18 protein-coding genes are annotated in these 21,773 nt (G+C 64.2%); 5 read left to right on the forward strand and 13 right to left on the reverse strand.

The annotated features are described in order from the left end of the window. Nucleotides 1-205: 205 nt before the first annotated feature. The 6 genes from KUV26_RS01715 to KUV26_RS01740 all read right to left on the reverse strand — a co-directional run bounded on the left by KUV26_RS01715 (nt 206) and on the right by KUV26_RS01740 (nt 8,367). Nucleotides 206-2,623, reverse strand: coding sequence for an FAD-dependent oxidoreductase (locus KUV26_RS01715; RefSeq protein WP_222507115.1), 2,418 nt, complete (start codon nt 2,621-2,623; stop codon nt 206-208). Between the two features lie 108 nt (nt 2,624-2,731). After that, nucleotides 2,732-4,366 carry a hypothetical protein gene (locus KUV26_RS01720; protein ID WP_222507116.1) on the reverse strand — a complete coding sequence of 545 codons (1,635 nt, stop codon included), beginning with the start codon at nt 4,364-4,366 and terminating at the stop codon, nt 2,732-2,734. Between the two features lie 13 nt (nt 4,367-4,379). Continuing rightward, entirely contained in the window at nt 4,380-5,690 is a 1,311-nt protein-coding gene (locus tag KUV26_RS01725) for an HlyC/CorC family transporter (RefSeq protein WP_222502406.1), read from the reverse strand. 77 nt (nt 5,691-5,767) lie between these two features. Further along, the gene (locus tag KUV26_RS01730) at nt 5,768-6,709 is read right to left on the reverse strand and encodes a site-specific tyrosine recombinase XerD (protein WP_222502407.1); all 942 of its coding nucleotides are present in this window, start codon (nt 6,707-6,709) and stop codon (nt 5,768-5,770) included. Between the two features lies 1 nt (nt 6,710). Next, nucleotides 6,711-8,228 (reverse strand): hypothetical protein, encoded by a 1,518-nt coding sequence (locus KUV26_RS01735; RefSeq protein WP_222507117.1) that lies wholly within the window; start codon nt 8,226-8,228, stop codon nt 6,711-6,713. Continuing rightward, on the reverse strand, nt 8,218-8,367 hold the full coding sequence (locus tag KUV26_RS01740; protein WP_222502409.1) for a hypothetical protein: 150 nt from the start codon (nt 8,365-8,367) through the stop codon (nt 8,218-8,220). The genes KUV26_RS01735 and KUV26_RS01740 overlap by 11 nt, the downstream gene beginning before the upstream one ends. Before the next feature lie 81 nt (nt 8,368-8,448). On the opposite strand from KUV26_RS01740, the gene KUV26_RS01745 reads away from it, so the two are divergent. Together KUV26_RS01745 and aroB are read left to right on the forward strand one after the other, a co-directional pair. Beyond that, on the forward strand, nt 8,449-9,039 hold the full coding sequence (locus tag KUV26_RS01745; RefSeq protein WP_222502410.1) for a shikimate kinase: 591 nt from the start codon (nt 8,449-8,451) through the stop codon (nt 9,037-9,039). Further along, nucleotides 9,039-10,145 carry a 3-dehydroquinate synthase gene (gene aroB / locus KUV26_RS01750; protein WP_222507118.1) on the forward strand — a complete coding sequence of 369 codons (1,107 nt, stop codon included), beginning with the start codon at nt 9,039-9,041 and terminating at the stop codon, nt 10,143-10,145. Before KUV26_RS01745 ends, aroB begins: the two co-directional genes overlap by 1 nt. A gap of 224 nt (nt 10,146-10,369) precedes the next feature. Here aroB and ssb read toward each other — a convergent pair whose 3' ends face one another. Next, on the reverse strand, nt 10,370-10,909 hold the full coding sequence (gene ssb, locus KUV26_RS01755) for a single-stranded DNA-binding protein (RefSeq protein ID WP_222507119.1): 540 nt from the start codon (nt 10,907-10,909) through the stop codon (nt 10,370-10,372). Nucleotides 10,910-11,140: 231 nt separating this feature from the next. On the opposite strand from ssb, the gene KUV26_RS01760 reads away from it, so the two are divergent. Continuing rightward, nucleotides 11,141-11,725: a lytic transglycosylase domain-containing protein gene (locus KUV26_RS01760; RefSeq protein ID WP_222507120.1), complete on the forward strand. Its 585-nt coding sequence runs from the start codon at nt 11,141-11,143 to the stop codon at nt 11,723-11,725. A gap of 118 nt (nt 11,726-11,843) precedes the next feature. Next, nucleotides 11,844-12,218 (forward strand): hypothetical protein, encoded by a 375-nt coding sequence (locus KUV26_RS01765; protein WP_222502414.1) that lies wholly within the window; start codon nt 11,844-11,846, stop codon nt 12,216-12,218. Between the two features lie 207 nt (nt 12,219-12,425). Here KUV26_RS01765 and KUV26_RS01770 read toward each other — a convergent pair whose 3' ends face one another. The 6 genes from KUV26_RS01770 to miaA all read right to left on the reverse strand — a co-directional run bounded on the left by KUV26_RS01770 (nt 12,426) and on the right by miaA (nt 20,803). Next, the gene (locus KUV26_RS01770) at nt 12,426-14,516 is read right to left on the reverse strand and encodes an ABC transporter ATP-binding protein (RefSeq protein WP_222507121.1); all 2,091 of its coding nucleotides are present in this window, start codon (nt 14,514-14,516) and stop codon (nt 12,426-12,428) included. Nucleotides 14,517-14,618: 102 nt separating this feature from the next. Further along, nucleotides 14,619-15,833 (reverse strand): ABC transporter permease, encoded by a 1,215-nt coding sequence (locus tag KUV26_RS01775; RefSeq protein ID WP_222502416.1) that lies wholly within the window; start codon nt 15,831-15,833, stop codon nt 14,619-14,621. A 15-nt stretch (nt 15,834-15,848) separates the two neighbouring features. Continuing rightward, the gene (locus KUV26_RS01780) at nt 15,849-16,901 is read right to left on the reverse strand and encodes an ABC transporter permease (protein WP_222502417.1); all 1,053 of its coding nucleotides are present in this window, start codon (nt 16,899-16,901) and stop codon (nt 15,849-15,851) included. A gap of 118 nt (nt 16,902-17,019) precedes the next feature. Further along, the gene (locus tag KUV26_RS01785; protein ID WP_222502418.1) at nt 17,020-18,684 is read right to left on the reverse strand and encodes an ABC transporter substrate-binding protein; all 1,665 of its coding nucleotides are present in this window, start codon (nt 18,682-18,684) and stop codon (nt 17,020-17,022) included. A 311-nt stretch (nt 18,685-18,995) separates the two neighbouring features. Next, a complete protein-coding gene (locus tag KUV26_RS01790) occupies nt 18,996-19,808 on the reverse strand; it encodes a helix-turn-helix transcriptional regulator (protein WP_222507122.1) in 813 nt (270 codons plus the stop codon). 134 nt (nt 19,809-19,942) lie between these two features. Next, nucleotides 19,943-20,803, reverse strand: coding sequence for a tRNA (adenosine(37)-N6)-dimethylallyltransferase MiaA (miaA, locus tag KUV26_RS01795; protein ID WP_222502420.1), 861 nt, complete (start codon nt 20,801-20,803; stop codon nt 19,943-19,945). A 129-nt stretch (nt 20,804-20,932) separates the two neighbouring features. Here miaA and pyrH point away from each other — a divergent pair, with 129 nt between their 5' ends. Next, nucleotides 20,933-21,682 carry a UMP kinase gene (pyrH, locus tag KUV26_RS01800; RefSeq protein WP_222502421.1) on the forward strand — a complete coding sequence of 250 codons (750 nt, stop codon included), beginning with the start codon at nt 20,933-20,935 and terminating at the stop codon, nt 21,680-21,682. Nucleotides 21,683-21,773: the final 91 nt, after the last annotated feature.

The following is a 21,773-nucleotide window of genomic DNA, read 5'->3' on the forward strand; positions in this document are numbered from 1 at the left end:
TCAGGAAAGATGAAAACAGGAGCGGCCGCCCGGCGCAAGCGGGGAAACCGGCAGCTAGGTCAGCATGTGTGACCGAATGTTTCGCGCGCGAAACATTGGGGTAAGGGGGCTGACCCAACCGTTGCGGAAGCGACGCGGGGTCAGCGTGCGCAGGTATGGCAACAGGAGGCAGGCAGGTCAGGATTGCTGACCTGCCTGCCGGGTATCAGCCGCGCATCCGAGCGCCGTCGGCGTCGAACAATGGCTGGGTGATCAGGCGGGCCTTGTACATCTTGCCAAGGATTTCGATCTCTGCCTCCAACCCTTCCTTGGCTTTCTCGGTGGGGACAAACCCCAGCGCGATGGATTTCTCCGCGTGGTGCGAATAGCCGCCGGAGGTGCAGAAACCCACGACCGCGCCGTCGAGCCAGATCGGCTCATAGGCCACCACATCAGCGTCGTCTGCCGCGACTTCAAAAGCGCAGAGCTGGCGGGCGGGACCTGCGTCGCGTTCGGCCTCAGCGGCGGCGCGTCCAATGAAATCAACGGGTTTATTGAAGGAGATGAAGCGGTCCAGCCCGGTTTCCGCGGCGGTGTAGTCGGGCGAGAACTCGCGCAGCCAGGAGCCGAAGAACTTGTCCAGGCGCAGCGACATCATTGCCCGCATGCCAAACGGTTTCATGCCGTGGGGCTGACCGGCAGACCACAGGGCATCCCAGAGGGCGCGTTGGGAGGGCAGGTCGCAGTAGATCTCATATCCCAGATCGCCGGTGTAGCTGACACGCTGCACGATGCAGTCGGCCATGCCCACGGTCAGGCGGCGCACGTCCATGAAGCGCATGTCCGAGATGTCGGACCGGGTGCAGGCCTGCAGCACCTCGCGGGCCTTGGGGCCTGCGATCTGGAAGCCGTTGCGGGTGTCGGAGATGCTTTCGAGGTGAATGCCTGCGTCCAGGTTTTGCAGGAACCAGCGCATGTGGTAGGCCTGCGAGCCATAAGATGCGGTGAGCTGGAACTCGTCCTCTGACAGGCAGGAGATAGTGAAATCGCCGATCAGGCGGCCCTTGGGCGACAGCATCGGGGTTAGCGACAGGCGGCCGGGCTGCGGCACCCGGCCTGCCATGATGCGGTCGAGCCAGGCGCGGGCGCCGGTGCCTTTGACCAGGTACTTGCCGAAGTTGTGGACCTCGTTGATGCCCACGTTTTCGCGCACGGCTTTGACTTCGCGCGCGGTGGCCTCGAAGGCGTTGGAGCGGCGGAAGGACGGGGTCTCATACCGCGGCTCGTCCCCTTCGGCGAAGTAGTTCGGGACTTCCATGCCGTATTGCGCGCCCCAGACCGCGCCCATGCCATCGAAGATGTCATACATCGGAGTTGTGCGGAACGGGCGGGCGGCGGGCAGCTCCTCGTTCGGGTAGGCGATGGAGAAGCGTTTCTGATAGTTTTCAATAACTTTGGGCCGGGTGTAGCCCGGGGTGATCCAGTCGCCGAAGCGGGCGCAGTCCATCGCGAAGGTGTCGCGCTCGCATTCGCCCTCGACCATCCATTGGGCCAGCATCAGCCCGACACCGCCGCCCTGGGAGAAGCCGGCCATCACGGCGCAGGCGGACCAGTAGTTGCGCATGCCGGGCACTGGGCCGACCAGCGGGTTGCCGTCCGGGGCAAAGGTGAAGGGGCCGTGGATCACGGATTTGACGCCTGCGGCCTCCAGCGCAGGGAAGCGTTTGTAGGCGAAGGCGATGGAGTCCTCGATCTTGTCGAAGTCATCGGGCAGCAGCTCGTGGCCGAAGTCCCATGGGGTGCCGTCCACTGCCCAGGGTTTGCAGGGCTGTTCGTAGAAGCCGATGCAGAGGCCGCGGCCTTCCTGGCGCAGATAGCTTTCGCCGGCCGGGTCCATCACATGCGGATGTTCGCCGCCTGCGTCGATGATCTCGGCAATCATCGGCACCTCGTCGGTGACGATATACTGGTGCTCCATCGGGTGCAGCGGGAAGTAGACACCGGCCATGGCGCCGACCTCGCGCGCCCAGAGGCCGCCTGCGTTGACGACGTGTTCGGCGTGGATGGTGCCCTTGTTCGTCACCACATCCCAGGTGCCGTCCGGGCGCTGGTTGGTCTCGATCACCTTGCAATGGGTCTCAATCGTGGCGCCGCCCATGCGTGCGGCCTTGGCATAGGCATGGGTGGTGCCGGAGGGGTCAAGGTGGCCGTCGAGCGGGTCGTAGAGGCCGCCGATGATGCCGTCGACGTTGGTGACGGGGGCGATCTTCTTGATCTCTTCCGGGGAGACGATTTCGGTCTCCAGCCCCATGAAACGGTGCTTGGCGCGTTCGGCTTTCAGCATGTCGAAGCGTTCCTGGGTCTCGGCCAGGGTGACGCCGCCCACGTGGTGGAGGCCGCAGGACATGCCGGTGATCTCTTCCAGCTCTTTATAAAGCTTGATGGTGTAGCCCTGCAGTGCGGCCATGTTGGTGTCGCCGTTGAGCGTATGGAAACCGCCCGCCGCGTGCCAGGTGGAGCCTGAAGTGAGCTCCGAGCGTTCGATCAGCATGACGTCGGACCAGCCGAGCTTGGTGAGGTGGTAGAGGACAGAGCAGCCGACGACGCCGCCGCCGATCACTGCCACGCGGGTGGTGGTTTTCATGTGGGCCTCCCTGGATAGGTGTTTCCCGCATTCTGTACAGAAGTGAACAGTAGTCCAGAAGAAAAACGGCACGGCGTGCCGCTTATGGGCCTCTGGAGGGATCCGGGGTTACTCAGAAGTGCGGAAGCGGCTGTTCTCGATGAGGAAAATTGCCGTCAGCGGGGCGGCCAGGAGAATGACACCAACCGTGATCAGCAGCATTCCCAGCTGGGAATAGTCGGCGGGCGTGGTGATATTGCCTGCCGAATCTGTGACCTCGCGTGTGACCACGAAGATTTCGTTCAGGTATTTGGTGCCGAGGCTGGAGGCCGATAACGCCAGGTTGGTGAAGGAGGCCATGACCGCAAAGAAGGTGGCCTTGAGCCCCGAAGGCGCGTTGCGGGCGATCCAGGCGAGCATCGGGATCATCGCGACCTGGCCCAGCGGCGATTCCACTGCGGTGTCGACGATGGCGATGAAGCGGGCGTCGACAATGCCGCCGGTCATTTCGGAGGTCCAGTGGTGGGCGCCGTAGTAAAGCGCGATGTTGGGCAGGCTGAGCACGGCTTCGGTGATGGCGAGGAAGGCGACGATCCAGGCAATCGGGCGGCTCGCCATCATCGGCCGGAAGATCAGCATACCCGCCAGCGTGAGCAGCGAGGTGATGAGGGAGAGGACCGACAGGAACTGCTGGTCAAAGCCCAGCACGTCGATCTCGAACCAGGTGGCGCCGGGGCCGCGCAAGGGTGTGGCGCGGTAGACGAAGATGATGATAGCGGTGCCGATCAGCGCGCGGGCCTGGTCCGTCGGCAGCACGGCGACAAGCTGGCGCATCAGGAACAGCACGATGGCCATGGAGCCGGCAAAGACGATTTCCTGCGAGTAGGGCACATCGCCCAGCCCCACGGCGAGGGAGAGCGCGACAAAGGCGCCGCCGCCGAGGAAATACCAGTGGTTGGGCGTAACCGGCTCGCGCGGCAGGTCTATGCGGCTGCGGATTTCGGCTTCGTCCACACCTGCGCGGCGCAGCCGGGCGGCCTTGCGCCGTTTCTGCCAGATCGCCAGCGCCACGCCGGACAGCGAGATCACCGGGATCAACAGGGCGAGAGTGAAGACAAAGCCGTAGAGCGCGCCCTTTTCCGGCTGCGGCAGCGCGTCCGCGCCATCGAACAGGGCGACGTTCAGCGCGGCGGCGGCGCTGGAGCCGCCGATCAGGGCGATCCGCCCGAAGGTCTGCATGGTCGTATGCAGCGATTTTGTCTCGGCTTCGGGCAGAGTGTTTCCCTGCTCGTCGGTGTGGGGCACGGCCTCCACCGACATGGCATCGGCGACCACGTCCTGCAGCACGAAGCCGCAGGGCGCCAGCAGCGCCGAGGTGACGTACCAGGCATTGATCGGCATCACCGCGCCCATCATGGCTGGTTCCAGCACGATGGCGGCAAGGATGCCATAGCTGGCGGCCATCAGCGCCGCCCCCGCCAGGATCAGCAGGTATTTCCAGCGCCAGATCAGGTCGACCAGATGCCCTAGCGGCATCTTCAGCGCCCAGGGCAGGCCCACCCAGAATGCCAGCCCGGCCAGAAAGGCGGCGGAAAGGTCGAGGTATTCCTTGACGTAAAAGGACGCGGCAACGGTGCTGATGCCCTGCGCACCATAGGCGAAATAGATCAGGAGCGGCGGCAGGAAGGACCAGCGCAGCTGGCGGAACAGTTCCAGCACAATCCTGTCGAACCAGCCCCAGGCCAGCGCGGCAGCGCGGGTCATGGCCGCCCTCCGGTCAAGACAGCGGCCTGATCTTGAGCTCGGTCACCCGGTTGCCCTCGCGCGCGGTCACCTCGAACCGGAAGCCGTGGAAGGAGAACACCTGGCCCTTGACCGGGATCATCTGCGCCTCGTGAATGACCAGGCCTGCAATAGTGTTGGCCTCGTCATCCGGCAAGTTCCACTCGGTGGCCCGGTTCACGTCGCGGATGGTGGCTGCGCCCTCGACCAGATAGGAGCCGTCGGAGCTTTTCTTGACGATGTTCTCCTCGTGCGGGTCGAATTCATCGGTGATCTCACCGACGATCTCTTCCAGGATATCTTCCAGCGTGATCAGCCCCTGCAGGGCGCCGTATTCGTCCACCACCAATGCGAAGTGCGATCTCATCCGCAGGAACTGGCGCATCTGTTCGTCAAGCGTGGTGGTTTCAGGGATGAAATAGGGGGCTTTGGCGACCTGAGAGATGTCGAAAGACTGCAGGCGCCCGGAATCCCCGGCCGCACCGCCGGCCTGTTCATACATCGCCCTGAACAGGTCCTTGGCGTGGACGACGCCGATGATGTTCTCCTGTTCGCCGCGGAACACCGGCAGGCGGGTGTGCTGGCTTTGCAGGCACTGCTCCAGAATGGTTTCCGGCTCTGCATCGGCGTCGATCATTTCGATGTTGGAGCGGTGCAGCATCACTTCCTCGACAAACCGGTCGGAGAGGTCAAGCGCGCCCAGGATGCGGTCGCGGTCTTCCTTTTCGACCACGCCTTCGGAATGGCCAAGCTGCAGTGCGCCGGCGATCTCCTCGCGCACCGCCATGATGTGGCTGTCCGGGTCGATCTGGACGCCGAAGACACGCAGCACGCCGCGCACGAACAGCCGCACCGCGCCCACGATCGGTGACAGCAGCATAACGAGGATACTGATCGGCGCCGACACGGCCGAAGCGGCCTTCTCGGCATTGGAAATGGCATAAGTCTTGGGCAGAACTTCGGCAAAGACCAGCACCAGCAAGGTCATCACCAGCGTTGCCATCGCGACGCCGCCTTCTCCGAAGAGGCGGGTAAAGAGCGCGGTAGCGAGCGAGGCTGCGAGGATGTTGACGACGTTGTTACCCAGCAGGACCGATCCGATCAGGCGCTCGTTGTCTTCGGTAATGACCAGCGCGCGTTCTGCGCCGCGGGAGCCCTTGTCGGCCTGGGCGCGCAGCTTGCCGCGCGACGCGGCGGTCAGCGCGGTCTCGGACCCGGAGAAGAAGGCCGAAAGCACAAGGAGCAGGACAATGGCCCCGGCAGTAGTCCAGAAGGCGCTGTCGAGTACGGAGGTGGCGGTGTCCATGAGGGGTTCAGATGTCCGGTCTGTTGATTGTTCGCTGTATTTATGGGGCCTTAGCCCCGCCGCTTCAAGCGCTGCGGTTAACCGCGGCGTGCCAGAGGATGATGTTCCAGCACCAGTTCCTGCAGCCGGGCATCCAGCACATGGGTATAGATTTCGGTGGTGGCAATGTCGGCGTGGCCGAGCAGCGCCTGGATCGCGCGCAGGTCGGCACCGTTAGCCAGGAGATGGGTGGCAAAGGCGTGGCGCAGGGTGTGCGGCGTCACCTTGTCCGGGGAGATGCCGCCGGTCGCCGCCAGTTCCTTGATCAGCAGGTAGAACCGGTGCCGGGTCAGATGGCCGGACTTGCCGCGTGACGGGAACAGGAACCGCGAGGGCGGGTGGCCCTTGGCCTCCCGTTCGGCATCGGCCTTATCCCGCGCCAGCAGCCATTGCGCCAGCGCTTCGCGGGCGGGTGGAGACAGCGGCACCATGCGTTCCTTGCCGCCCTTGCCGAGGATCAGCAGCATCCGCGGGTCGCCGCGGGCCGCCGACACCGGCAGCGAGACCAGTTCGGTCACCCGCATCCCCGTGGCATAGAGCAGTTCCATCAGGCAGGTGTTGCGCAGCCTGTCGCTTTCACTTCGGCCGGTGTGGCGGGCTGCCTCGAGGAGCCGGTCGACTTCGATCACCTCAAGGGTTTTCGGCAGCCGCTTCTCGCGGCCCGGACCGCGGATCTGGATCGCTGGGTTGTCCACGCGCCAGCCTTCTTCAAATGCGAAACGGTAGATCTGCTTGACCGCAGACAGCCGCCGCGCCCGGGTGGAGCGGGCCAGTCCTTGCGCGTCGCAATCAATCAGGTAGGCCTCGATATCATCCTGGCTGGCGCTGAGGAAGCTGAGCTTGCGGTGCTCCAGCCAGGCGGTCAGGTCCTTGAGGTCGCGGCCATAGGCCAGCAGCGTGTTCTGCGAGGCGCCGGTCTCTGCCGCCTGGGCGTCCAGGAAGGTGGAAATCCATAGGAAATTGTCACGCGGTGCGGCCATGTCAGCCGTGCTCCAGCAGCATCAGCTGCAGCGATGCACGCCTGGCGGTATCCTCCAGCCCGACAGCGCGGAAGGCCGCGAGGGCCGCGGTGAGATCGTCAAGATTGCCGTCGGCGCCATGTGCAAACAGCACCATGCTGCGCAGGATCGCCTCGCCGAGCTGGCCGTTGTCCAGCAGCTGGCGTATGGCAGGCGGCACGCCCGTGTCCGCGGCGAAGCCCAGTGCAATGGCTTCCGCCAGCGGCGACGGCGCGGCAGCTTCGCCAGGGTGCCCCTGGGCCAGGGCCGCCAGGAAATGATCCGCGGCACCGGAAGCCTGCGCATCGTGGGCGGCAAGCTCATAGGCCGGCGACAGCAGCCGGATACGCCAGGCCAGGGCCGCAGCCGGTCCGGTGAGCGTTGTCCGCGCCAGAGGTTCCGCGAAGATATCCGCAAAGACGGTCTCTGTGCCGGCTTCCTGCATGGCCTCCCAGGCGCGGGGCAGGGACTTTGCGATCGCTTCGGCGCTGCCGGAGTTCAAATCGCTTTCCAGCCGCTGCACGGCGGCCACCCGGTCCCAGATGCCGCCGGACGCCGCCGGTTTGCGGGCGCTGAACAGGCCCAGGTACTGGTTCGGATTGAGCGCGCCGGCGCGGGCCAGCCGCTCCGCCGCCTCGAGCTGGGCCTTCCAGCCGGCAATGTCGCGCAGGTCGGCCGCAGCGAAGGCGGGCGGCAGCGGCGCGGTGGGCATGGTTTCGCCAATGGTTTCGAACAGCCGGAAGGTCAGCGGGTCCGGGTCCGAAGGACGGCGCAGCGGCGGAGCCAGCTCAAACAGGTCCGGGTTCAGGAACCGGTCGAGCAGGTCCATTTGTTCCTTCGGCAGAAGCTCAAGCGCGTAGGCGGTTTCCAGCATCAGCGCCGCGGTCGGCCAGTCGCCGCGCCGCGCTGCGCAGAAGATCCGGGCGGCATAGCTGTCCGAAAGATGCGGCGAAGCGGTCAGGGCAGCGCAGGAGGCATCCTCGCTGCCGGTGAGCAAGGTGGCGTCGAACCAGCGGGCGAAACGCTCTTTGCTGTTTGTCGGGCCCGCGTGCTCCACCAGCGCCTGCGAGGGGTCGGTAGCCCCCAGCGCCAGCAGCCGGTCGAGCCGGGCCAGAAGAATGCGGTCGCCGGTGGCGGCAGGGGGGCGGGTCTCTGACAGCAGCAGCGTGAACAGCAGCGCCTGCATAGCCGGGCTGCTGCGCACCGGCACGGTTTCGATCAGCCGGGCGATGTCATCGGCCGCGCTGCCGCGCCACAAATCCGCCGGCAGGCCGGTAGCGGCGGCCGGAACAAGCCCTATCGGCGGCAGAAGTGCCTCCAGCGGGGTGACCGACACCTGCGGCAGGGCTGCGGTCCCGGCGACCGGCGGCTCCAGCAGCACGGTGCCGGGCAGTCCGCTCCTGGGCTGGGGCTGGTTCAGCCAGTCGATTGCCGCCAGCGGCTCATTGGCAAGCGCGCTGCCTGCCAGCATCACACCGGCGGCAGCCGCCTTAATCCGCATTCAGCACCACAGGCTTGCGCACCTCGGTGCTGGGCGCGCTGAAATCGGCCCCGAACCAGGGGCCGACGTAGGCATAGCCCACCAGCCCGATTGCAGCCAGAACCGTCAAGTAGACCAAATACTTAATCAATCGCCCCATAGTGCATCCAATGCCTGTTTCCTGCTCTTTTGCTCAAGTTATATATTCCCTTTTCGGCAAGATCACGTCATTCACTGAAGAATGAGCGAAAAAGAGCAAATCAGCGGCCAGAAGGCAGCAGCGCCGGTGCCGGGGAAACTGAAGAAGACCATTGTGATGGTGGGCATGATGGGGGCCGGAAAGACCGCCGTGGGCCGCGCGCTGGCGGCCCGGCTGGGGGCGCCGTTCCTGGACAGCGATCATGAGATCGAAGCCGCCGCCAACATGACCATTCCTGAGATATTCGCCCGTGACGGCGAGCCCTTCTTCCGCCAGAAGGAGCGGCAGGTTATTGCCCGGCTTCTGGAGGAGGAGCGCGGCATACTGTCCACGGGCGGCGGGGCTTTCCTGGCGGAAGAGAATCGGCAGGTGATCACTGAAAAAGGCGTCTCTGTCTGGCTGAATGCCGACCTCGATGTGCTGTGGAACCGGGTCCGCCACCGGGATACACGGCCGTTGCTGCGCACGGCCGATCCGCGTGCGACACTCAGCAACCTGTATCACCAGCGGGTGCCATTATATGCCAAGGCCGATGTGTCAGTGGCCTCGGACGGGCAGGCCTCGATCGAAACCATGGTGGACCGCGTGCTTGATGCGCTGAAGGCCCGCCCCGATGTATTGGAGTGGAACTGATGGAGCGCACGGTTCATGTGCCCTTGGGCGATCGCGCCTATGATGTGGTGATTGGCCCGGGCCTGATGGCGCAGGCCGGAGAGCGGGTCCGGCCGCTGCTGAAACGGCCGCAGGTGGCCGTGCTGACCGATGAGACAGTGGCGGAGAAGCATCTGGACACCCTGCGTGCCGGGCTGGCCGCGGCCGGGGTGGAGATGACAGCGCTGGCACTGCCGCCGGGCGAGGCAACCAAGGGCTGGCCGCAGTTCACCCGCTCGGTGGAATGGCTGCTGGAGCAGAAGGTGGAGCGGGGCGATGTCGTCATCGCCTTCGGCGGCGGCGTCATCGGCGATCTGGCGGGTTTCGCCGCGGCAGTGCTGCGCCGGGGCGTGCGGTTCGTGCAGATCCCGACTTCGCTGCTGGCACAGGTCGACAGTTCGGTGGGCGGCAAGACCGGCATCAACGCTCCGCAGGGCAAGAACCTGATCGGCGCCTTCCATCAGCCCTCGCTGGTGCTGGCCGACACCTCGGTGCTGGAAACCCTGACGGCGCGCGATTTCCTGTCCGGCTATGGCGAGGTGGTGAAATACGGCCTGCTGGGTGATGCGGAGTTTTTTGCCTGGCTGGAACAGAACGGCCCGGCGCTGGCTGCAGGCAATGTGGCGGCGCGGGTCGAGGCGGTGGCGCGCTCGGTTCAGATGAAGGCTGGCATCGTGGTACGGGACGAGACCGAGCAGGGCGACCGGGCGCTGCTCAACCTGGGCCATACCTTCTGTCACGCGCTGGAGGCGGCGACAGGCTATTCCGACCGGCTGCTGCATGGCGAAGGCGTCGCGATCGGCTGCGCGCTGGCGTTTGAGCTGTCGTCGAAGCTCGGCCTGTGTTCGCAGGAGGATCCCAGCCGGGTGCGGGCGCATCTGAAGGCGATGGGCATGAAGACCGATCTCGCCGATATCCCCGGTGATCTGCCGGCCGCCGAAGCGCTGCTGGATCTGATGGGGCAGGACAAGAAGGTGGTAGCCGGTCAGCTGCGGTTTATTCTGGCCCGTGGCATCGGCGAGGCCTTTGTGACCGGGGACGTGCCGCCGGAAGCCGTTCTGGAAGTGCTGCGCAGCGCTGGAGCCTGAGGCGAACAGCAAAACTGCCGGCGCATCGCAGATTTTACCAAGGGGCAGCCGGGCAGGCTGCCCCTTTTTTGTGTTTGAGTGCGGGGGCAGCGGCGGTCGCACGCGCGGCCTGCCAGTTCCCCTTGTGCTTCCTGCGCTCCGCAGAACCAGAAAAGCCCCCTGGCCGGCGGGCCAGGAGGCTTTGCAATGTTTGACCCGGCGGCCGTATGCCAGGCTGGTCCGGTTCAGAACGGGATTTCGTCGTCGTCGATGTTGTGGGAGGCACCGCCGCCGAAGTTGCCGCCGCCGCCGCCCTGCGGGCCGCTGTCATAACCGCCGCCGTAGCCGCCGCCCTGATTGCCGCCGCCATAGCTGCCGCCGCCCTGGCCGCCGCCGTAGCCGCCACCGCCGCCGCCACCGCCGCCGCCTTCGCCGCGGCCGTCGAGCATGGTCAGGGTGGAGCCGAAGCCTTGCAGCACGATTTCAGTCGAATACCGGTCCTGGCCGCTCTGGTCCTGCCATTTGCGGGTTTGCAGCTGGCCTTCGATGTACACTTTGGAGCCTTTACGGAGATACTGTTCGCACACCCGCACCAAACCCTCGCTAAAGACAGCGACGGAATGCCATTCGGTCTTCTCGCGGCGCTCGCCGGTGTTGCGGTCCTTCCAGGTTTCAGAGGTGGCAATGCGCAGGTTGCAGACCTTGCCGCCGTTCTGAAAGCTGCGCACCTCCGGGTCGCGGCCCAGGTTGCCGATGAGCATGACTTTGTTGAGTGAGCCGGCCATGAAGTTCCGTCCTTCCGTCCTGATTTTCTGTCCTGCAGCGGGACGGACGAATCCGGCCGCCGCCGCGTTTCAGGCACAGTATAGTTCTGTGCCGGGTGTGAAAAGCAGGCATCTGTGGATGGATTCTGCGGTTTTTGCGCCGGCGGCGCGGCTGTTCACGCCCGTGTTGCTTTAAATTTGCTCCGCATTGGCTATATTTGCGCAAAGTGGGACAGTGTCAGGACAGCGGATATGCGCATAGCCGTTGCGGGGTTGGTTATTGCCTTGGTCGGAGCAGGTCAGCCTGCGGCATCCGATATTCTCAGCAGCAAGAACAGGCGGGACTTGTTTGCCGCCCATACCAGGGTGCTGGATGGCCGGGCCTCCTCGCAGTACAAGAACTCTGTCCGGCTGCAGCCCAAGACCTATGGGATCCCGTCAGCTGCCGCCACTCTGCCTTACCGGGGCAAGTACCGGGGCCAGTATCTGGAAATGGCGCGCCATGCTGCCCGCCAGCACGGGGTGCCGGAGGATCTGTTCCTGCGCCTGGTTCAGCAGGAAAGCAACTGGAACCCGAATGCCAAGTCGCACAAGGGCGCCCTGGGGCTGGCGCAGCTGATGCCGGCCACGGCGCGGGCGCTGGGGGTCAATCCAGCGGTGCCGAAGCAGAACCTTGAAGGCGGCGCGCGGTATCTGGCGCGCCAGTTCCGCAAGTTCGGCTCCTGGCGCCTGGCGCTGGCGGCCTATAACGCCGGGCCGGAAGCGGTGCGGAAGTACGGCGGGGTGCCGCCTTACAAGGAAACCCAGCACTACGTGAAGACGATCTGGGGCAGCTGAGACTGCTGTCCGGTTAACCTGCGGGTAATTTCCCTTAATGCCCCGTTAACTCCGCTGAAGTGCCAAGCATTTGCCTTAATTTTTCGTGAATCTGCCCGCAGGTTCTGGAGGGAATGCATTGTATATCAACAGCTTCGACGAGCGCCTTGAGAGGATTGACTGGCAGCCGAGCGCGGTTCCAACCCGCCAGATGATCGACAGCGTGCTGGCCGGCCGCCTGCCGCTGCAGCCGCGCAGCGCGGTGCTGAGCCTGGCCGGGGCGGTCACCGGCATCCTGATCGGCGTCGGGCTGAAGGGCATGGGGGTTGCGGGGTCACCCTGGGGACCGGAAACCGGACTGGCCGGTCTGGTCGGCGGCGGACTGGCGCAGGCCGGTCTGGCGGCGTCTGTGGCGGCGGCTCTGCTGGCGGCAGCCAAAGGCAGCCGGGCGCCGCGCCTGATGCAGTTCGCCTCTATCAACCTGCTGATGATTGCGGTGCTGCTGCTCAGCTGAAATCAGCCTCCTGTGGGAGTGGGGAGTGCTGTGGAGCCCCATATGCCGCCGCAAGGCTGCGTATGGGGCATTGCTTTTGGCTGCCGCATCAGGCGGTTTGCAGGCGCCGCCGGATCGCGCTCCGCGGGCTCGCCCCAAAAAAAGAGGCCGGGGTGTTTCCCCCGGCCTTGCTGTTTCCGCCATGCTCAGGCCCGCAGCCCGGCGCTGCTATTCCGCAGCAACCTTGATCACCGGCTTCATGCGCGCCAGCACCTCGTCGCTGAGATGGCATTTGATCTGGTGGCCGCCTTCCAGCTGCCGGACCGGGGGCACCTCCTTTTCGCAGAGGCCGCCCGGTACTTCGGATTTCCAGCGGCAGCGGGTCTGGAAGGGGCAGCCCGGCGGCGGATTCATTGCCGAGGGAATGTCGCCTTCCAGCACGATGTGCTCCTTCTCCACCGAGGTATCGGCAATCGGCACCGCCGACAGAAGGGCCTCGGTATAGGGATGGTAAGGCGGCGAAAACACCTGATCGGTATCCCCCAGCTCCACCACATGGCCGAGATACATCACCATCACCCGGTCGGAGAGGTAGCGCACAATCGAAAGATCGTGGGAGATGAACAGCAGAGTCGTTTTCTCGTTCCGCTGGATTTCCATCAGGAGGTCGGTCACCGCCGCCTGGACTGACACGTCGAGCGCCGAGACGGGTTCGTCCGCCACCACGATGCGGGCGCCGCCGGCAAAGGCGCGGGCGATGCCGACACGCTGCTTCTGGCCGCCCGACAGCTGCCGCGGCATCCGGTCGGCAAAGGCGCGGGGCAGCTTCACCAGGTCCAGCAGTTCCAGCATCCGCTTGCGGCGCTCGGCCTCGGAGTTGCCGATGCCGAAGATTTCCAGCGCCCGCATGATCTGGCGGCCGACGGTCATCGAGGGGTTCAGCGTGTCGAACGGGTTCTGGAACACCATCTGCACGTCCGAGACGGTCCTGGTGTCGCGCTCCTCGATCGGGATCTGCTCGATATTGCGGTTGTCGAGCAGGATCTGGCCCTCGGTGGCGGTTTCCAGCCCCATCAGCACCTTGGCGAAGGTGGATTTGCCGCAGCCGGATTCGCCGACGATGGCCAGGGTTTCGGATTCGCGGGCTTCGAAGCTCAGCGTCTCGTTGGCCTTGACCACTTTGGTGTCGCCGCCCCCGAAAAGGGCGTTGGCAGCCACCTCGTAGTATTTCTTGAGGTTGTCCATCTTCAGGATGACCTTGCCGGGGGCGGTCTTTTCCTTCTGCTCGCCCACGGTGATCGGCGCATTCCAGTCGATTTCCTGGAATTTCAGGCAGCGGGTTTCGTGCCGGTCGTTGCCGTGCACGGGCGACATCGGGATCACCATGTCCTGATCGCAGCGGCCCGCTTCGAAGTAGTCGCAACGCGGGCCGAAGTTGCAGCCGGGCGGACGTTCGTGGGGCAGCGGGAAGTTGCCCGGGATTGCCACCAGCGGGCGCGAGTTCTTGTCAGCACCCGGCAGCGGGATCGAGCGGAACAGCGCCTGGGTATAGGGGTGCTGCATCTCGTCAAAGACGTCGTGGATCGAGCCGCGCTCCACCGCTTCGCCGGAATACATCACACAGAGCCGGTCACAGGTTTCCAGAACCAGGCCGAGGTTGTGCGAGATGAACAGCATCGAGGTGCCGTATTTCTTGCCCAGGTCCTTGACCAGCTCAACCACCGCGGCTTCCACCGTCACATCAAGGGCGGTGGTGGGCTCATCCAGGATCAGCAGGGATGGTTTCGACATCAGCGCCATCGCAATCACGATTCGCTGCTGCTGGCCGCCCGACAGCTGGTGCGGGAAGGAGTTCAGCATCCGCTCCGGGTCCGGAAGGCGCACGTCGGTTACCACTTCCAGCGCGCGCTGGTAGGCTTCCTTTTCGCTGACGCCCTCGTGGATCATCGGCACTTCCATCAGCTGCTTGCCGATCTTCATCGCCGGATTGAGCGAGGCCATCGGCTCCTGATAGATCATCGCGATCTCGTTGCCGCGGATGTCGCGCAGTTCTTCCTTGCTCATTTCCGCCAGGTCGCGGCCCTTGAACTTGATAGTGCCGCCGACGACACGGCCGTTTTTGCCAAGGTCCTGCATGACGCCAAGCGCAACCGTGGATTTGCCGCAGCCGGATTCACCGACCAGGCCCACGGCTTCGCCGGGCTGCACGGCAACCGAGAAATCCATCACCGCCGGGATTTCGCGCAAGCGGGTGAAGAAGGAGATCGACAGCTTGTTAATCTCGAGGATCGGGCCGTCGTAATCTGCCAGTTTGTTCATTGTCTTTTCTCCCTGTTGAGGCTGGAAGGGACAGGATCCCTTTCATCTGGCCTCAAGTATCCCGGGGGTCCGGGGGCTGGCCCCCGGTCCCGCCGGTTTGGATCAATCCTTCAGGCTTTCTTCGCGCAGGCCGTCGGCCAGCAGGTTCAGGCCTAGAACCAGCGTCAGCAGAGCAAAGGCAGGCGGCAGGGCCGGGTGCAGGTAGATCGACAGCAGCTTGCGGCCGTCATTGATGGTCGATCCCCAATCCGGGCTTTCCGGCGGCAGGCCGAGGCCGAAGAAGCCCAGGGTGCCCAGAAGAATGGTGGTGTAGCCGATGCGCAGGCAGAAATCGACGATCAGCGGCCCGCGTGCGTTGGGCAGGATTTCCCACAGCATGATGTACCAGGGGCCTTCGCCGCGGGTCTGCGCCGCCGCCACGTAGTCGCGGGTCTTGATGTCCAGCGTCAGGCCGCGGACGATACGGAACACCGTGGGCGAGTTGACGAAGACCACCGACACGAACACCACCAGGATGCCGCCGGGGATGTCGAAGAAATCCATCACGCGGGGCAGGCCCGGAATGGAATAGGCCGGGGTGTTGATCAGGTAACCGCCGTTGGAGACCAGCTGCAGGTAGAACCAGATGATGATCCCCAGGATCAGCGGCAGCACCAGGTTGCGCACCTTGGGCCGGGTGTAATAGCGCGAGTTCAGCAGCACCCCGACAAAGACAATCGGGAAGATGAACAGCACGATCGCCATGTAGTTCGGAACACCGGTGGCGACGATCTCGGGGGTGACCAGCAGGTAGAACAGCAGGATCACCGGGAAGGCCAGGATCAGGTTGGCGGCAAAGGACAGGGTGGTGTCCAGCCGGCCGCCATAATAGCCCGCAGGAAGGCCGAGTGTGATCCCCACCATGAAGGCAAAGACGGCCGCCATCGGAGCGATCTTGATGACCTCCCAGGCGCCTTTGACCAGGCGGCTGAACACGTCGCGTGCCAGATTGTCGCCGCCAAGAAGATAATAGGGGTAGTCTGCTTCGGAGGCGCCGCTCATCGGCGTGCCGGGCACCTTGTTCTTCATCCCCGAGACCTGAGTCAGCGGATCATGGGTGATGATCATGTCCATGGCGCCGTAAATGCCGGTGAACACCCAGAACATCACCAGACCGAAGCCGATCATGCCGATGGGACTGTCGAACAGCTTGCCGTAAAGGCCAAGCCGCCGTTTGAAGCCGATGGAGGCTGCGAAGAGGATTGCCAGCGAAAACCAGACCGGGGACAGCTGGTAGATGATGCGCCCCGCGATTTCGAGTGTGCTTAGAGGTTCCATGCTCTGCTGCCTTCCTTAAGAGATCCGGATACGCGGGTTCAGGTACACATAGCCGATGTCAGAGATCAGCTGGGTGACCAGCACCACGAAGACTGAGACCACGGATACGGCCAGCAGCAGTTCGATGTCGTTGTTGCCCGCGGCTTCCACCAGGATCCAGCCGAAGCCCTTGTAGTTGAACAGGGTCTCGACGATCACCACGCCGTTCAGCAGCCACGGGAACTGCAGCATGATGACGGTGAAGGGGGCAATCAGCGCGTTCCTCAGCGCGTGTTTCAGAACGATGTTGTGGAAGCTCACGCCCTTGAGGCGGGCGGTGCGGATGTATTGCGCGGTCATCACCTCGGTCATCGAGGCGCGGGTCATCCGGGCGATGTAGCCCATGCCGTAAAGCGCAATCGTCAGGACCGGCAGGAAGAAGTTCTCGAATGTCGGGTTGTCCATCGCCGAGGTGGCGGTGCCCTTGAACCATTTCAGGCCCACGGTGGAGGACGTGAACACAGCGATGAAGATCACGCCGGAGACGTATTCCGGTGTTGCAGTGGTCAGGATCGAGGCGGTCGACAGGCTCCGGTCGGTGACGGACCCTTCCCGCATCCCGGCCAGCACGCCGATAATCAGCGCCGACGGGACCATCAGCACCAGCACCCAGAACATCAGGCGGCCTGTGTTGCCAAGGCGTTCCGCGATGATGGTGGAGACGTCATCCTTGAAGCGGGTCGAATACCCCCAGTCGCCCTGCAGGATGCCGCAGAAGGTCGGCGCTTCGGCGGCCACCTCGGCGCTGACCGGGCCGTTCATGCAGCGGCCGGTGAACCCTTTTTCGGTTTCCCGGGTCCAGCCCGGCAGCACGCCCAGCCATTGCCCGTATTTGGAAACCATGGACCCGCCATAGCCGTTGGCGTCGAGCCAGCTTGCCACGGCCTCGTCCGACATGCGGAAGTTGCCCTGGGTCTTGGCGAGTTTTTCGAGGTTGGGATAGAGGTTCGTCAGGAAGAACACGATGAACGTCAGGCACAAGGCCGTCAGCAGCATCACGCCCGAACGGCGGAGAATGAAAAGTCCCATGGGGGGTTCCCTGTCAGTCTGGCGGATCGGACCCGGCTTGCGGGGCGGGTCTCTTATCTTTTGAGCTGGAGAGCACCGCCCCGAAGGGGACGGTGCAGAAGGCGGGAGCCTTTAGAGCTTAGGCCGCCCAGCCCCACTTGTAGTGGTGATGCTCGAAGGAGACGTGCATGTCGGCACCGACAACACCTTCGCGCATGTGGCGGTAGAGCGACCGCCAGTAGGGCTGGATGGTCACGCCTTCCTCCTGGATCAGGGCCTGGCCCTTGGCCGAGATTTCACGGCGCTTGTCGGCATCTGCGATCGACAGCGCCTCTTCCAGCAGTGCATCGAACTCCGGGTTCGACCAGCCGAATTCGTTCCAGGCTTCGCCCGACTTGTAGGCCAGCGCCCAAATCTGCACGCCCAGCGGGCGGTGGTTCCAGTTGGTCGAGGAGAACGGGTACTTCGCCCAGTCGTTCCAGAAGGTCGAGCCGGGCAGGACGGTCCGCTTCACCTTGAAGCCGGCGTCGCGCAGCTGCGCGGCCACGGCATCGGTGGTGTTCCGGCGCCAGTCGTCGTCGATCGACAGAAGCTCATGCTCGTAGTCCATCATGCCGGCCTCCTCCATCAGCGCGCGTGCGCCTTCGGGATCAACCTTCTGCGGCGGCAGCTCGGCGTATTCCGGGTGGATCGGGCCGACATGGTGGTTCTCTGCCGTCTCGCCGCGGCCGCCATAGCCGAGCTCCAGGCAAACCGAATTGTCGACCGCCATCTGGATCGCTTTGCGGACACGTTTGTCGGCATAGGGTTTCTTGCCGTCGATTTCCGCCAGCTGGTTGGGCCGGATCACGATCGAGGACATGGTGACAACTTCGGACTTCTTGTAGCCGAGACCGTCCATCACGTCGATGAATTCGCCAACCGATTCATAGAGCATGTCGACTTCGTCGGATTCCAGGGCCGCCAGCCAGGACGACGGGTCGGTGCCGAAATCGACGTATTCGATGGTGTCCAGCGCGGGCTTGCCATAGATGGCTTCGCCCCACCAGGCATGATCGCCGTTGCGCTGCAGCACTGCGCGCACACCAACTTCCAGTTCGCTCAGCAGATACGGGCCGGTGCCGACGTTCTGGGTGAAGTCGTTGGTCTGGAAGGAAGAGTGAACGATTGCCGCCGGATAGTCAGCCATGCCCGCAATCAGCGAAATATCGGAGGCCGGCAGGTTCAGCTTGACGGTATGGCTGTCGACCACCTCGATCGCGCCGTCGATTGCCTTGCCGGAGTCATTGTCGACCAGAGTGGCGAACCGTCCGGCCATCGAGTTGCCTTCCAGGCCCTTTTCGCACCAGCCGGCGATGTTGCGGGCCACGTCTTCGGCGGTGAAGTCGTCGCCGTTGTTCCACTTGACGCCCTGGCGGACATTCAGGGTGTAGACGGTGGCATCTTCATTGACTTCCCAGCTTTCCAGCAGCATGCCGGTGAAGGAGCCGTCGTTGTTGTATTCCACCAGGTATTCCTGGGTGCCGCGGCTCAGGTTGCCCATCTGCGACCAGTCATAGGTGCGCGGATCCTTCAGCGGACGGACTTCCTGCTGCACGCGCAGGGTGCCGCCCTGTTTCTTCTCTTCGGCGGCCTTCACCGGGGCAGCCAGGCCGATCATGCCATAGGCCGCTGCCGCGGTAACGCCCAGCGAGGTGGCGCGGGTCAGGAATTCCCGGCGGTCGAGCTTGCCGTCCAGCACTTCCTTGGCGTGCATCTTGGCTGCCCAATGGATCGGGGCTCCGTTGATGGTGTCTTTTGTCATTTAGGTCTCCCTGTCATACCGTTCGGTTATTTTTGTGCGAAACGGGTGTTGGCCCAGCCGTAAGCCGGGCGGTCATGGTTCGAGTTTTGGTTTAAAGTTTCCCCATGACTGTATTCGGGCAGAGATAGGGCGTTTCGTCAATGCACAGTTTCGTCGTTTCCGTGTAAAAATACGACATCTTCAGCGTCGCTTTTCTGATTGCAAGCGGCATGCCGCTGCATACTGTTCAAAACTGCCCAGTAATGCGCCCCAGTAAAACCGGAAATCCGGGAAGGGCAGGTTTGGTGCCGGGAAACTGCTGGCGGATCAAACTATTGCGATCTGCTGCGGGCGGTTTCGCGCAACTTGCTGGGGGGCTTGCCGGTGTGCTGGGAAATGAAGCGGGTGAAATAGGCCGCACTGCCGAAACCCAGCCTGGCGGCGATGTCGCGAACAGGCAAATCGGAGGTGATCAGCAGCGTGCGGGCGGCATGCAGCTGGCGCTCGGTCAGCAGTGCCGCTGCGGTCTTGCCGGCGGCGGCTTTGCAGACCCGGGTCAGGTGCGTCGGCGTCACCTTCAGGGCTTCGGCGTGTGCAGCCATGGTAGCCTGGCCGCCCTGCAATCCGGCGAGGCGCTGGCAGTAGGCCCGGCACAGGCGCCGTGCCGCGGGCTGGCCGGGCGGTTGCGCAGCCGTGCCGGGCTGCCGCTGCAGGGCAATTGCGGCGAGTTCGCACCGGGCTTGCACGGCGTGGTGCCAGTACGGCTCCCGGGCGGCCTGTTCGCGGCTGATCGCTTCAAAATGCCCAGCCAGCCTGGTCTGTTCCTGAAGACTGGTGAACCGTTTGTGCACCGGCTGCTCCGGAAACGGCGGGAGCAAGGGGCCGCTCATCATCAGGACCTGGCCCAGGCATTGGCGGCTGAATTCGGCGGACCAGAGTGTGCCGGCCGGAATGAAGACCACGCTGTGCAGTCCGAAACCGCGCTGCTCCCCGTTCAGGAAAATGCGGCCTTGGCCGCGGGTGATCCAGATCAGCAGGTGTTGGCAGCGGCTGTGCGCCAGTTCGGTCTGCCAGCCGCCGTCCGGCGCGAGCCGGGCCAGCGGCACGGTTTGAAACTCTCTGGAAGGGTCTGAATCAAAGGGCATCAGCAATATTAGGCAGCAGAACCGGTGTTGGTGGCCGCAACAGGTCACGGATCGCTGATTCTGGCAAGTTTCCGCCTGACCGAATGGAAAATGCTGAGAAATTGACGGGCCGGGGCAAAGGGGCGGGCACCCCGTCAGGTAAGGGAGACCTGATGCCACCCTTTCATCCGGGCGCGGAACCAGCTGCGCTGGCGCTTGGCGAACTGCCGGGTGGCCACGGCGGCGCGTTCCTCGGCTTCCTCCAGCGTGAGGCGGCCCTCGGCATAGCCCATCAGTTCCGGCACGCCGATCGCCTTGCAGGACGGCAGGTCTGGGTCATACCGGCCGCGCATCGCGTCGATCTCCGCCATGGCACCCCGATCCAGCATCATTCCGAAACGCTTGCGGATGCGCTCCTCCAGCCAGGTCTTGTCGGAATTCAGCACCATGGCGGTGCAGGCCGGCAGCGGCAATGCCGGAGCAGGGGTGTCGTCCTGCCAGCTGGCCAGCGGCCGGCCGGTGGCCTTCAGCACCTCCCAGGCGCGCTGCACCCGGGCGCGGTTCTGCAGATCGATGCGGCTGGCGGTTTCCGCATCAAGCCCGGACCTGAGCGCCTCGAGGGGCAAAGTGTCGCCTTCGGCGCGCACCGCAGGCGGGGTGGGGGGGATCTCTGCCATCCCTTCGGTCAGCGCGGTAAAGTAGAGGCCGGTGCCGCCGACGATGATCACCCGGTCAGGGCCGTTCAGCAGCGGCAGCACCTCGCGCAGCCAGTGGCCGGCCGAATATTCCGCATCATAAGGCACGTGGCCATACAGCGCGTGCGGCGCTTGCGCCTCTTCCTCCGCCGAGGGGCGGGCAGTGATAACCCGCCAGCAATCAAAGACCTGGCTGGCATCGGCGTTGACAATGATCCCGCCGTGGCGCGAGGCGATTTCCAGCGCCAGCGCGGATTTTCCCGAGGCCGTCGGGCCTGCAATCAGTACAGGTTTGCCGGGGGCGATGTCAGGCAGGTTCATTGAGGTTTGATCCGTCTCTTGGGTTAGTTCCGCAAAACTGTGCGGAAACCGCGCTGCGCGGATTGAAACCGGCAGCAATTTGCTCCATTTTGCCGCGCAAATTAACCCTCACATCTTCTGGAGCGCAACATGCCTCAACCGCAAGAAAAGCCGGAACTGGATCCGGCCGCCGCCTATAAACGCGTCATGCTGAAAATTTCGGGCGAGGCACTGATGGGCGATCAGGGGTTCGGCCTGCATCCGCCGACCGTGCAGCGCATCGCCCGCGAGGTAAAGTCGGTGCAGGAAATGGGGGTCGAGATCTGCATGGTGATCGGCGGCGGCAACATTTTCCGCGGGCTGTCGGGTTCGGCCCAGGGGATGGAGCGCACCACCGCCGACTACATGGGGATGCTGGCCACCGTGATGAACGCGCTGGCCATGCAGTCGGCGCTGGAAGGTCTGGGCGTGTTCACCCGAGTGATCTCAGCGATCCGGATGGATGAGGTCGCCGAGCCCTACATCCGCCGCCGCGCCGTGCGCCACCTGGAAAAGAAGCGGGTTTGCATTTTTGCCGCCGGCACCGGCAACCCCTATTTTACCACCGACACCGCGGCGACGCTGCGCGCCAATGAAATGGCTTGCGAGGCGATTTTCATGGGCAAGAACGGTGTGGACGGCGTCTATGACAAGGATCCCAAGGAGCATGCTGACGCGGTGCGTTATGACGAGGTCAGCTACGACGATGTCTTTGCCAAGCGCCTGAAGGTGATGGATGCCTCTGCCATTGCGCTGGCACGCGACAACAACCTGCCGCTAATCGTGTTCCCGCTGGATGAGCCGGGCGGCTTCCGCGGCATTCTGGCCGGCGAAGGGACCTATACCAAGGTCCACGGTTAATCCGCCCCGAAAGCAGGTGCAGCCGCGGGCCGCTGGCGGCCCGCGGTTTTTTTGCATCTTCGGCCAAGGCACCGGTGCGGCCCGCGGATCA

It is taken from the genome of Leisingera daeponensis, from assembly GCF_019801465.1.
Taxonomy (GTDB): domain Bacteria; phylum Pseudomonadota; class Alphaproteobacteria; order Rhodobacterales; family Rhodobacteraceae; genus Leisingera; species Leisingera daeponensis_A.

Excerpts from the sequence above, each read along its gene's own strand:
- KUV26_RS01715 (WP_222507115.1), bottom strand. The coding sequence starts at position 2,623 with ATGAAAACCACCACCCGCGTGGCAGTGATCGGCGGCGGCGTCGTCGGC.
- KUV26_RS01720 (WP_222507116.1), bottom strand. The coding sequence starts at position 4,366 with ATGACCCGCGCTGCCGCGCTGGCCTGGGGCTGGTTCGACAGGATTGTG.
- KUV26_RS01725 (WP_222502406.1), bottom strand. The coding sequence starts at position 5,690 with ATGGACACCGCCACCTCCGTACTCGACAGCGCCTTCTGGACTACTGCC.
- KUV26_RS01730 (WP_222502407.1), bottom strand. The coding sequence starts at position 6,709 with ATGGCCGCACCGCGTGACAATTTCCTATGGATTTCCACCTTCCTGGAC.
- KUV26_RS01735 (WP_222507117.1), bottom strand. The coding sequence starts at position 8,228 with ATGCGGATTAAGGCGGCTGCCGCCGGTGTGATGCTGGCAGGCAGCGCG.
- KUV26_RS01740 (WP_222502409.1), bottom strand. The coding sequence starts at position 8,367 with ATGGGGCGATTGATTAAGTATTTGGTCTACTTGACGGTTCTGGCTGCA.
- KUV26_RS01745 (WP_222502410.1), top strand. The coding sequence starts at position 8,449 with ATGAGCGAAAAAGAGCAAATCAGCGGCCAGAAGGCAGCAGCGCCGGTG.
- aroB (WP_222507118.1), top strand. The coding sequence starts at position 9,039 with ATGGAGCGCACGGTTCATGTGCCCTTGGGCGATCGCGCCTATGATGTG.
- ssb (WP_222507119.1), bottom strand. The coding sequence starts at position 10,909 with ATGGCCGGCTCACTCAACAAAGTCATGCTCATCGGCAACCTGGGCCGC.
- KUV26_RS01760 (WP_222507120.1), top strand. The coding sequence starts at position 11,141 with ATGCGCATAGCCGTTGCGGGGTTGGTTATTGCCTTGGTCGGAGCAGGT.
- KUV26_RS01770 (WP_222507121.1), bottom strand. The coding sequence starts at position 14,516 with ATGAACAAACTGGCAGATTACGACGGCCCGATCCTCGAGATTAACAAG.
- KUV26_RS01775 (WP_222502416.1), bottom strand. The coding sequence starts at position 15,833 with ATGGAACCTCTAAGCACACTCGAAATCGCGGGGCGCATCATCTACCAG.
- KUV26_RS01780 (WP_222502417.1), bottom strand. The coding sequence starts at position 16,901 with ATGGGACTTTTCATTCTCCGCCGTTCGGGCGTGATGCTGCTGACGGCC.
- KUV26_RS01785 (WP_222502418.1), bottom strand. The coding sequence starts at position 18,684 with ATGACAAAAGACACCATCAACGGAGCCCCGATCCATTGGGCAGCCAAG.
- KUV26_RS01790 (WP_222507122.1), bottom strand. The coding sequence starts at position 19,808 with ATGCCCTTTGATTCAGACCCTTCCAGAGAGTTTCAAACCGTGCCGCTG.
- miaA (WP_222502420.1), bottom strand. The coding sequence starts at position 20,803 with ATGAACCTGCCTGACATCGCCCCCGGCAAACCTGTACTGATTGCAGGC.
- pyrH (WP_222502421.1), top strand. The coding sequence starts at position 20,933 with ATGCCTCAACCGCAAGAAAAGCCGGAACTGGATCCGGCCGCCGCCTAT.